Annotated in this window: 10 protein-coding genes and 4 tRNA genes; 9 read left to right on the forward strand and 5 right to left on the reverse strand. The window is 58.5% G+C overall.

Annotation, left to right across the window (positions count from 1 at the left end):
- The 6 genes from rpoZ to G5358_RS18225 form a co-directional block, all read left to right on the forward strand.
- The coding region (gene rpoZ / locus G5358_RS18200) for a DNA-directed RNA polymerase subunit omega (protein WP_421324645.1) at positions 1–270 on the forward strand (270 nt) is incomplete at its 5' end.
- 131 nt (positions 271–401) lie between these two features.
- Positions 402–2,519, forward strand: a complete 2,118-nt coding sequence (spoT, locus tag G5358_RS18205) for a bifunctional GTP diphosphokinase/guanosine-3',5'-bis pyrophosphate 3'-pyrophosphohydrolase (protein WP_005339255.1) — start codon at positions 402–404, stop codon at positions 2,517–2,519.
- Between the two features lie 44 nt (positions 2,520–2,563).
- Positions 2,564–3,295: a tRNA (guanosine(18)-2'-O)-methyltransferase TrmH gene (trmH, locus tag G5358_RS18210; protein ID WP_021230464.1), complete on the forward strand. Its 732-nt coding sequence runs from the start codon at positions 2,564–2,566 to the stop codon at positions 3,293–3,295.
- Positions 3,295–3,954, forward strand: coding sequence for a CatB-related O-acetyltransferase (locus tag G5358_RS18215; RefSeq protein WP_421324646.1), 660 nt, complete (start codon positions 3,295–3,297; stop codon positions 3,952–3,954). Before trmH ends, G5358_RS18215 begins: the two co-directional genes overlap by 1 nt.
- Entirely contained in the window at positions 3,954–4,994 is a 1,041-nt protein-coding gene (locus tag G5358_RS18220; protein WP_421324647.1) for an alpha/beta fold hydrolase, read from the forward strand. The genes G5358_RS18215 and G5358_RS18220 overlap by 1 nt, the downstream gene beginning before the upstream one ends.
- A gap of 89 nt (positions 4,995–5,083) precedes the next feature.
- Positions 5,084–5,899, forward strand: a complete 816-nt coding sequence (locus G5358_RS18225; RefSeq protein ID WP_005339262.1) for a Cof-type HAD-IIB family hydrolase — start codon at positions 5,084–5,086, stop codon at positions 5,897–5,899.
- Positions 5,900–5,933: 34 nt separating this feature from the next.
- Here the strand turns inward: G5358_RS18225 and G5358_RS18230 are convergent, their stop codons facing one another.
- From G5358_RS18230 to G5358_RS18250, 5 genes are all read right to left on the reverse strand, one after another.
- Entirely contained in the window at positions 5,934–6,449 is a 516-nt protein-coding gene (locus G5358_RS18230; protein WP_115522699.1) for a ricin-type beta-trefoil lectin domain protein, read from the reverse strand.
- Between the two features lie 178 nt (positions 6,450–6,627).
- Positions 6,628–6,704, reverse strand: a tRNA-Pro gene (locus G5358_RS18235).
- A gap of 76 nt (positions 6,705–6,780) precedes the next feature.
- Positions 6,781–6,866, reverse strand: a tRNA-Leu gene (locus G5358_RS18240).
- Between the two features lie 20 nt (positions 6,867–6,886).
- Positions 6,887–6,962, reverse strand: a tRNA-His gene (locus G5358_RS18245).
- A 51-nt stretch (positions 6,963–7,013) separates the two neighbouring features.
- A tRNA-Arg gene (locus G5358_RS18250) sits at positions 7,014–7,090 on the reverse strand.
- 232 nt (positions 7,091–7,322) lie between these two features.
- On the opposite strand from G5358_RS18250, the gene G5358_RS18255 reads away from it, so the two are divergent.
- The 3 genes from G5358_RS18255 to G5358_RS18265 all read left to right on the forward strand — a co-directional run.
- Positions 7,323–7,919, forward strand: a complete 597-nt coding sequence (locus tag G5358_RS18255) for a TetR/AcrR family transcriptional regulator (protein ID WP_005339267.1) — start codon at positions 7,323–7,325, stop codon at positions 7,917–7,919.
- Positions 7,916–9,049, forward strand: coding sequence for an efflux RND transporter periplasmic adaptor subunit (locus tag G5358_RS18260; RefSeq protein WP_216952544.1), 1,134 nt, complete (start codon positions 7,916–7,918; stop codon positions 9,047–9,049). The genes G5358_RS18255 and G5358_RS18260 overlap by 4 nt, the downstream gene beginning before the upstream one ends.
- Before the next feature lie 15 nt (positions 9,050–9,064).
- Positions 9,065–11,310: efflux RND transporter permease subunit (locus G5358_RS18265; RefSeq protein ID WP_421324648.1), on the forward strand; the 2,246-nt coding region annotated here is incomplete at its 3' end.

Here is an 11,310-nt window from a genome sequence, read left to right on the forward strand (position 1 = left end):
CGCGTTACTGTAGAAGATGCTGTAAAACAGGTAGGTAACCGTTTTGACCTGGTGCTGGTCGCCGCGCGCCGCGCTCGTCAAATCGCGGTACAAGGCAAAGATCCCCTGGTCGACGAAGAGAACGACAAGCCGACTGTGATCGCCCTGCGTGAGATCGAGCTGGGTCTGGTGAACAATCAAGTGATGGACACCCAGGACCGCTACGAACAGCAAGAGCAGGAAGCCGCCGAGCTGGCAGCCGTTGCTGCCATCGCCGAAGGCCGCGGTTAAGTTATTCCTCCGGTTGGCACCCGCCCGGGTGCCGACTGTTCATCCCCATTTACAACCGCTCGAAAACCTCGCAAACTCAGGGCTATACCCTCAATTCCACGAATTGCCGTTTCACCGCTGCGGGGACTGTCTTGTATTTATTTGAAAACCTTAAAGAAATAGCCAGTTCCTACCTGCCGCCAGAGCAGGTTGAGAAGCTCAAGCAAGCCTATGTGGTGGCCCGTGATGCCCACCAGGGCCAGATGCGTTCCAGTGGCGAACCCTACATCACCCACCCTGTTGCCGTTGCCCGAATCCTGGGTGACATGCGCCTCGATCATGAAACCCTGATGGCCGCCGTGCTGCACGACGTCATTGAAGACACCTCTGTCACCAAGGCCGATCTGGCCGAACAGTTTGGCAATGCGGTTGCAGAACTGGTGGCCGGGGTCTCCAAGCTCGACAAGCTGAAATTTCGCGATCGCAAAGAGGCGCAGGCCGAGAACTTCCGCAAGATGGTGATGGCAATGACCCAGGATATCCGGGTCATTCTGATCAAGCTGGCCGACCGCACCCACAACATGCGCACCCTGGGCTCGCTGCGCCCTGACAAGCGCCGCCGTATCGCTCGGGAAACCCTCGAAATCTTCGCCCCCATCGCCAACCGCCTCGGTATTCACACCATGAAGAACGAGCTGGAAGAGCTGGGCTTCGAGGCGCTCTATCCGATGCGATCCCGCGTGCTGCGCGAATCGGTGCGCCGCGCCCGTGGCAATCGCCGCGAGATCATCGATTCCATCCAGAGCGAAATCAGCGGTCGCCTGAAAGAGGCGGGGATCGAGCATCAGGTCAGTGGCCGCGAGAAGAATCTCTTCTCCATCTACAACAAGATGGAGAAAAAAGAGCTGCAATTTCATGAGGTAATGGATATCTACGCCTTTCGTGTCAAGGTGAAGGACATAGATACCTGTTACCGGGTGCTGGGGCAGATGCATAGCCTCTACAAGCCGCGCCCCGGCCGCTTCAAGGATTACATCGCCATCCCCAAGACCAACGGCTACCAGTCGCTGCACACCTCGCTGGTGGGGCCGCACGGAGTGCCGGTCGAGGTACAGATCCGCACCGAGTTCATGGATCAGATGGCCGACAAAGGGGTTGCCGCCCACTGGGCCTACAAGCAGGATGGCGACAGCTCGGGCACCACTGCCCAGATCCGCGCTCAGCGCTGGATGCAGAGCCTGCTGGAATTGCAGCAGAGCGCCGGCAGCTCGTTTGAATTTATCGAAGGGGTCAAAACCGACCTCTTCCCCGACGAGATCTACGTGTTCACGCCGGAAGGACGCATCATGGAACTGCCCGCTGGCGCCACGCCGGTTGACTTCGCCTACACGGTGCACACCGATATCGGCCATGCCTGCGTCGGTTCGCGGGTCGACCGCCACCCCTACCCGCTCAGCAGCCCGCTGCACTCAGGCCAGACGGTGGAGATCATCACGGCGCCGGGGGCTCGCCCCAACGCGGCCTGGCTCAACTTTGTGGTGACCACCAAAGCACGCTCCAAGATCCGCCAGTTCCTCAAGAACCTGCGCACCGAAGAGTCGGTGGTGCTGGGTCGCCGCCTGCTCAACCATGCGCTGGGCGCCAAGAATATCGAAGACATCCCCGAGCCACGCATCAAGCAGGTGCTGGCTGATACCAAGCACGAAAATCTGCAGGGGCTGCTGGCCGATGTGGGCCTCGGCAACGCCATGAGCGTCATGGTGGCGCGCCGCATGCTGGGGGATGAACTGCCGCCGGAAGAGCAGCCCAAAACCAGCAGCAAGAAGATGCCGATCAAGGGTGCCGACGGCATGCTGGTCACCTTCGCCAACTGCTGCCGCCCGATCCCGGGAGATGCCATCATCGCCCATATCAGTCCGGGCAAGGGTCTGGTGATCCACCAGGAAGCCTGCCGCAACATCAAGGGCTACAGCAAGGAGCCGGACAAGTACTTGCCAGTGCAGTGGGAAGTGGACAAGGAGCAGGAACAGGAGTTCCGCACCGGTATCAGCATCGAGATCGTCAACCATCAGGGTGCGCTGGCCGAGCTGGCCAACGTGATTGCCGCCACCGGCGCCAACATTCACGCCATCAGCACCGAAGAGAAGGATGGCCGGGTCTATCAGGTCAGCCTGCTCATCACCACCAAGAGCCGCATCCACCTGGCCAACATCATGCGCAAGATCCGCGTGATGCCCAACGTGCTCAAGGTGAGCCGACAGAAGAACTGAACACAGGCGGCGCAAGCCGCCTGCTGCTTTTATAGAGACAAGCCATGACCCCCGAACGCTTCAAGCGCATCACCGACATGCTGGCCCAGCGTCAGCTCGATTTGACCGTCTGCATGGAAGAGGTCCATAAACCTCACAATCTGGCCGCCATCGTGCGTACCGCCGATGCCATCGGCATCCACCGGGTACACGCCGTCTGGCCCAAAACCTGGATCCACAAACGCAAAGGCACCGCCCGCGGCAGCCAGAACTGGGTGGATGTAAAACTGCACCCGGATATCGGCACAGCCGTTGCCGAGCTGAAAGCTTCAGGCATGCAGATCCTGGCAACCCACCTCTCCGACAGCTCCGTCGATTTTCGCGCTATCGACTACACCAAACCGACCGCCATTCTGGTGGGTCAGGAGAAGCACGGCATCGGTGAAGAGGCGCTGGCCCTGGCCGATCACCATATCGTCATCCCCATGGTGGGCATGGTGCAGTCCCTCAACGTCTCGGTGGCTGCCGCCGCCATCCTCTACGAGGCACAACGCCAGCGCGAGCTGGCCGGCTGCTATCAACGCGGCTGCCCGCTCACGCTGGAGGAGCAGAACAGCATCCTGTTCGAGGGGGGTTATCCTATCTATGCCCAGCTCTGCAAAGAGAAAGAGATGCCCTACCCCCAGCTCGGCCCGGCCGGTGAAATTCTGGCGGACGAAGAGTGGTGGCAACGGATGCAGCTGACCCGCAAAGGGTGGGCGCAGCAGAGCGAACAGGACGATCCGCAGGAGGAGTGATGGATAACCCTTTTGGCAGCTGGCTGGAATCCCACATCATCCGGGATCACCTGACCAACCCGAACATAGAGGCCGGTGACTACAGCTACTACTCCGGCTATTACCACGGCAAGCCGTTCGAGGATCACTGCGTCCGCTACCTGCTCGGCGATGGCTCGACCCGCGACACCTGGGAGAGCGGCCTCTGGGGCGAGGTGGATCGGCTGATCATCGGCAAGTTCTGCTCCATCGGCTCGGGCGCCACCTTCATGTTGGCGGGCAATCAGGGCCACCGGCTGGATTGGGTCTCCACCTTCCCGTTCAACCCCGACACCTTTGGCGAAGGGGCTCACAGCGGCTTTCTGCGCAAGGGAGACACCCGGATTGGCAACGATGTCTGGATCGGCTCGGAAGCGATGATCATGCCCGGCATCACCATAGGTGATGGCGCCGTCATCGCCACCCGCGCCGTGGTGACCAGGGATGTGGCCCCTTACACCATAGTCGGCGGCAACCCGGCCCAGCCGATCCGCCGTCGCTTCAGTGATGAGCAGATCCTCATGCTGCAAGAGATGCAGTGGTGGGACTGGCCCCTGCCCTGCTTGCAAGCCAGCATGGCGCTACTCTGCTCGGGGGATATCGCCGCCCTTTATCACCATTGGCAACAGGAGTGTGCCTGATGAAACCCCTCTCTCTTTCCCTGTTGGCCCTGACCCTGTTTTCTGCCGGAGCCCTTGCCGTGACCAATACCTATCAGCTCACCAGCGAAGCCGATGTACCCAGCCTCTACCAGCAAACCCTGCCCAACTTCTGGCGCCAGCATGCGGTGGAAGGAGAGTTCAAGGGCAAGGATGGGGTGACCATCCGCTATGCTGCGCTGCGGCAGGAGAAGGTTGATCGCGCCATCCTGATCGTCAATGGCAGGGTCGAGAGCTACCTCAAATATCAGGAGCTGGCATGGGATCTCTGGCGTCAGGGCTACAGCCTCTATCTCATCGACCATCGCGGTCAGGGGATGTCTGGCCGGATGCTGAATGACCCGCAGAAGGGATATGTCGACCAGTTCGACGATTATGTGGTCGATCTCAAGCAGTTTCACGACCAGATCATCATGGCGGACCAGCCTGCCAAGCTGTTCCTGCTGGCCCACTCCATGGGCGGTGCCATCTCGGCCCGCTATCTGGAGCGCTGGCCCGATGATATCAAGGCGGCCGTACTCTCCTCCCCCATGCTGGGCATCAATCTCGGCGGTCTGCCCAAGTGGCTGGCCAAGGGATTGGCGAGCACCATAGGCACGGTCGGCGGCTGGCTTGGCGAGCCTCCCTACGGCCCCGGTCAGGGCGCCTATCAGGATCACGGCTTTGCCGATAACGAGCTGACACACAGCCAGTCCCGCTATCAGGCCTTCCGCCAAATCTACGAGCAGCACCCGCAGATCAAGCTGGGTGGTGCCACCGCCCACTGGATTTATCAGGGGATCACCGGTGCCGATGCCGCCATCGCCGATGCAGGCGCCATCAAAACCCCGCTGCTGGTGCTGCAAGCTGGCAGCGACAGCGTGGTGGACAATGCCGCGCAGGATCGCTTCTGCACCATTGCCAAGTGCGAAGGGGGCAAGCCACTGCGCATCGAGGGTGCTTGGCACGAACTATTCATCGAATCCGATGACAAGCGCCAGCCCGCCCTGACCACGGTGGTCGACTTTTTCGCCCGCTTCTGAGCTGGCTATTTTTTGTAACCCTAAATAAATGGGGTGACAGTGCGGGCTAAGGTAAACTGCCCCTGTTTTCAATCGATGCCGAGGTAATGATGTTCAAGGTAGTTGTATCCGATCTCGATGGCACTCTGCTCAACAAGCAGCACCAGATCTCTCCCCGTACCCGGGATACCCTGCACCGCCTGGTAGAACAAGGTGTGAAATTCGTGGTCGCCACCGGCCGTCATCATGTTGACGTTCGCAGCTTCCGCGATGCGCTGGGGATGGATATCTACCTCATTACCTCCAATGGCGCCGTGGTCCATGACAAACAGGATCAGCTGATTTTCAACCAGCCGCTGCCGACCGAGATCGCCGCCGAACTGATTGCGCTGGAGCGCGACCCCTCTATCCACCTCAATGTCTATCAGGGTGATGACTGGGTGGTGGAAGAAGAGCTCCCTTGGCTGCTGCAGTTCCACGACGAGTCAGGGTTCACCTACCGTCTGGTCGATGACCTGAAGCAGGAACCGAAAGAGCAGATCAACAAGGTGTTCTACATCGGCGACCACGAGAAGCTGCTGAAGATCGAGGCGCACCTCAACCAGCGCTACGGCGATCAGCTAAACGTCACCTTCTCATTGCCGGACTGCCTCGAAGTCATGCACGCCGGGGTGCATAAGGGCAATGCTGTGCGAGCCGTGCTGGAGCAGAACGGGTTCGACATGTCGGAGGCGATCGCCTTCGGCGATGGCATGAACGACTTCGAGATGTTGACCATGGTGGGACGCGGCATCGTGATGGGCAACGCCCATGACCGCCTGAAAATGGCGCTGCCGGAGTATGAGCAGACCCTCACCTCCGATGAAGATGGCGTCGCCGTCTATCTGGAGAAGCTGTTCGAGCTGGAGAGCGTCAGCGCAGCCTGATCCTCTTCAGCCCGCCATCCGATTCAGCAAAGCCTCACCATGTGAGGCTTTGTTTTTTCAGAGTCTCCAGCCAGGGATTGGGCCGCTGCCAGCTGAAGCTCTGGTTCGCCCCGCCGTAGCATTCAGCCAACCGCAGAGGCGTGCCGGGAGTATGGCGTCGCCCGGCCACATCGAGGCAGCGGGAGACCTTGCTGTTGAAAAGCCTGTCTTTCTGCCACTCCCACTGCGCCTGACCGTCACAGGGTGCCAGCATCACTTCGCTGTCGTTTTTGGCTTGCAAACAGAGATCCTGCAGGCGCAACTCACCCAGATCCCACTCGAACAGTTGATCGTCTTTTCCGCTGCAAGGTTGTGCCAACACCTTCTGTTGGGACACCGCAACGCAAAAATCACCGCTGGTCAGCAAGGGGGAGAGAGAGCGCTCCTCCTGCGGTTGTGATGCAATGGAGCCCATCATCACATCGGTGGATGGCGGCTTGATGGTACACCCCCCCAGCAGCAAGGCAGCCAGCATGGCGGGGGAGCAAGCAAAGGAAATTTTGTTATTCATGGAAAAATGCCTGAAATGGGCCGATGACATCCGGTTGTCAGTGACTCGAGGCTGAAGCATAACCGAAAGGCGGGGCGCGCTGCCCAAATAGAGTGTAAACAGACGTAACAGGGAGAGAGTACTGGCACGGCGGAGGCCAGAAAGCAAAAACCCCGCCGAAGCGAGGTTTTTCTAAATGTGGTCGGTGATAAAGGATTCGAACCTTTGACCCTCTGGTCCCAAACCAGATGCGCTACCGGACTGCGCTAATCACCGAGGCTATTTCTTTCAAAATAGTTTACTTCAAAAAAACAAAGACGACCTTATGGTCATCCTCGTCATACAGCAAGTATGGTGCGAAGAGAGGGACTCGAACCCTCACACCCGGGGGGCACTAACACCTGAAGCTAGCGCGTCTACCAATTCCGCCACCTTCGCGTACCTGACAAGCTGTAAAATGGGGTGGCTGATGGGGCTCGAACCCACGACAACCGGAATCACAATCCGGGACTCTACCAACTGAGCTACAGCCACCACAGCTGTTTTCGTTCCACAACAACGCCCGTTTAACCGACGCACTTTTGATGGTGCGCCCGACAGGATTCGAACCTGTGACCTCTGCCTCCGGAGGGCAGCGCTCTATCCAGCTGAGCTACGGGCGCTACGCTGTCGAACGGGGCGCATTATTAATGATGGTTGCTGGTTTGTCTACACTTTTCTGTCACCGAAGCACTGTTCGTTGTTTTTTCAAGCACATTGCGCACTTTTCTTCCACTATTCCCCTGCTGACAACCGAAAAGGGGCAGATCGCAGTCGCAAATCGCCTTGCTGCCTTGACTTGATTTGATGCCCATCTAGAATGAATGAACGTTCATTCAATCGAAAGTCACACTGATGATTCTGGATAAAAAAGAGAGCATCTTCAACGCGGCCCATGAGGTGCTGGGTGAACGGGGTTTTCATGGTCTGTCGATTGCGGAAGTCGCCAAGAAGGCCAATGTTGCCACCGGCACCATCTATCGCTACTTCGGCGACAAGGATGATCTGATCCGGCAACTGCACCAGCACACTATCTTGCAGTGTGTGCCCATGGTCATGGCCGATGTAGCAATCGATAAAGTTTCATTTCAACAATTTCGCCAATTATGGCTCAATATTCATGCCATTTTTGTTAACGAACCCAACGCTATCCGGTGCAAATTGCAGTACGAGAGCTCTCCGCTAGGGGCAGAATTGGAGACCAATCCTGTCATTCTGGCTGCCTGGGAGCCTCTGGACCGATTTTTTGAACAGGGCGTTGAACAAGGATTGTTTATTGATTTACCGATACGGGCACTCCAGGTGTTGAGTCTGGACAGTGTCATGCATCTGGCCCTGCAGTGCAGGGTGCACAACATCACGCTGACCGAATCGCAGTTGGAAACCGCGATCCGGGCCAGCTGGAATGCCATTTTATCCCCCAATCTTTCCACCTCAGGAGCCTGTTCATGAAAAAGTGGATGGCCATTATGTTGCTGATAGCGATCGCCTTGTTTGGCAGCGTCATCGGCTTCAATTTGTTCAAACAGAAGATGATTGCCCAATATATGGCCAACCGGCCGGAACCCGAGTTCCCCGTCACCGCCATGGTGACCAAGGCGCAGGATTGGGTACCGACCATCGAAGCCATCGGCTTCATCGAACCGAATCAGGGGGTGACCCTCTCCACCGAACTGGCTGGCACCATTGATGCTATCACCTTCGAGTCGGGCAAACCGGTCAAGGCAGACCAGCTGCTGCTGAGCCTGGACTCCACCGTGGAGAAGGCCAATCTGCGCGCCTCCCAGGCCAAGCTGCCAGCGGCAAAAGCCAAATTCGAACGCTTCCAGAACCTCTACAAGACCAGCTCCATCTCCAAAGAGCAGCTGGATGAAGCCGAAGCGGCCTATCGCTCGCTGGAAGCGGATATCGAGAGTCTGAAGGCGACCATTGCCCGTCGTGAAGTGCGCGCGCCCTTTAGCGGCGTGGTCGGCCTGCGCAATGTGTTCCTTGGCCAGTATCTGCAACCAGGCACAGATATCGTGCGCCTGGAAGATACCAGCGTGATGCGTCTGCGCTTCACCGTGCCCCAGACCGATATCTCCAAAATCAAGCTGGGCCAGACCATCAAGATCAATGTGGATGCCTATCCGCAAACCCAGTTTGACGGCCATATCACCGCCATCGAGCCTGCGGTCAACTTCCAGAGCGGCCTGATCCAGGTACAGGCAGACATTCCGAACAACGACGGTCAGCTCCGTTCCGGTATGTTCGCCCGCGCCAGCATCATTCTGCCGACGGTGAAAGATCAGATCGTGATCCCGCAGACCGCTATCTCCTTCACCCTTTACGGTCAGAACGTCTATGTGCTCAAAGAGGGCGAAGAGACCGACAAAGAGGGTAACAAGGTGAAAGTGCTGCGAGCCAAGCAGGTTGTGGTCAAGGCGGGTGAGCGCCGTGGCAACGATGTGCATGTGCTCTCTGGCATTCAGGCCGGTGACCAGATCGTACTGTCGGGTCAGGTTCGCCTGAGCAACGACACCAAGGTGCATGTGGTCGAGAACGATGCCCTGGCCGTTCCGGCACAAACCCCGATGCTGTAAGCGCGGAGATCTGCGATGCGATTTACTGACATATTTATAAAACGGCCTGTGCTGGCGATCTCGCTCAGCTTCCTGATCGCCTTGCTGGGCTTTCAGGCCATCTTCAAGATGCAGGTACGGGAATACCCCGAGGTGACCAACACGGTGATCACCGTCAGCACTGGCTACTATGGCGCCAGTTCTGATCTGATCCAGGGGTTCATCACCCAGCCGCTGGAACAGGCGGTCGCGCAAGCCGACAACATCGACTTCATGACCTCCTCCAGCCAGCTGGGTAGCTCCACCATCACTGCATACATGAAGCTCAATACCGACCCCAACGCCGCGCTGTCCGACATACTGGCGAAGGTGAACTCGGTGCGCTCTCAGTTGCCGAAAGAGGCGGAAGACCCCTCGGTCACCTCCTCCACCGGTTCAACCACGGCGGTGCTCTACCTCGGCTTTACCAGCCCGGAGCTCAACTCCAGCCAGATCACCGACTATCTGGAGCGGGTTATCAAGCCGCAGCTCTTTACTGTCGGCGGGGTCTCCAAGGTTGACCTCTACGGCGGTGTCGAGTTTGCCCTGCGGGTATGGCTGGATCCGGCCAAGATGGCGGCCTTCAACCTGACTGCCAGCGACGTGATGACGGTGCTCAACAGCAACAACTATCAGTCCGCGACAGGTCAGGCGACCGGTTACTTCACCCTGTTCAATGGCAATGCCGAGACCCAGGTCAAGGATGTCGACGAGCTGAAGCGACTGGTGGTGGCTACCCGCGACGGCAAGGTGATCCGTCTGGCGGACATCGCCAAGGTAACCCTCGAGAAGAGTCACGATGTCTATCGTGCCAGCGCCAATGGTCGCGAAGCCGTGGTCATGGCGGTCAACGCCGCCCCGACAGCCAACCCCATCAACATCGCCCGCGATGTGCTGGCACTGCTGCCGAGCCTTGAGCGCAATATGCCGAGCACCATGCGTCTCAACGTGATGTATGACTCCACCGTGGCGATCAACGAGTCCATCCACGAGGTTATCAAGACCATCCTGGAGGCAGCCGCCATCGTTCTGGTGGTCATCACCCTGTTCCTCGGTTCGTTCCGCGCGGTCATCATCCCGATCATCACCATTCCGCTCAGTCTTATCGGCGTAGTGATGATGATGGATATGTTCGGCTTCTCGATAAACCTGATGACCCTGCTGGCGATGGTGCTGGCGATCGGTCTGGTGGTGGATGACGCCATCGTGGTGCTGGAGAACGTCGACCGCCATATCAAGGAGGGGGAAGAACCGTTCCGGGCCGCCATTATCGGTACCCGCGAGATCGCGGTACCGGTTATCGCCATGACGGTTACCCTGGCGGCGGTATACGCGCCTATCGCCCTGATGGGGGGTATCACCGGCTCCCTGTTCAAGGAGTTTGCCCTGACCCTGGCTGGCGCAGTGTTCGTCTCGGGCATCATCGCCCTGACTCTGTCACCGATGATGTGTTCCAAGATGCTCAAGGCCAACGAGCAGCCAGGCAAGTTCGAGAGCACAGTCCATCACCTGCTGGAGCGGATGACCGATCGCTACGACAGCATGCTGCACGCCGTGATGAAAAAGCGCCCCGTCATCGTGGTGTTCGCCGTCATCGTCTTCGCCAGCCTGCCGCTGCTGTTCAAGTTCATCCCGAGCGAACTGGCACCGTCAGAGGACAAGGGGGTCATGGCCGTGCTGGGTACCGCACCGTCCAACGCCAACCTAGACTACATCGAAAACACCATGGCGGATGTGAACAAGATCCTGGACGAGCAGCCCGAGATCGCCTTCTCCCAGGTCTTCTCAGGGGTGTTCAACGCCAACCAGGCGTTCGGTATCGCCTCCATGGTGCCCTGGAGCCAACGTGAAGCGAGCCAGAAAGAGGTGCTGGACCGGGTCGCCAATCTGGTGAAAGACATCCCGGGTATGGCCATCACCACCTTCCAGTTCCCGGAACTGCCGGGTGCATCGAGTGGTCTGCCGATCCAGTTCGTCATCACCACCCCGAACAGCTTCGAAAGCCTGTTCCTGGTGGCCGGTGAAATTCTGGCAGCGGCGCAGAGTAACGGTCAGTTCGTCTATTCGGATCTCGATCTGAACTACGACTCCGCCACCATGAAGATCCGCATCGACAAGGACAAGGCGGGTGCCTACGGCATCACCATGCAGGATATCGGTATCACCATGGGCACCATGATGGCGGACGGTTACGTCAACCGTATCGACCTGGATGGCCGCTCCTACGAGGTGATCCCGCAGGT

Origin of the sequence: Aeromonas sp. 604176, from assembly GCF_049170755.1 — a bacterium.
In the GTDB taxonomy this organism is placed as follows: domain Bacteria; phylum Pseudomonadota; class Gammaproteobacteria; order Enterobacterales; family Aeromonadaceae; genus Aeromonas; species Aeromonas veronii_A.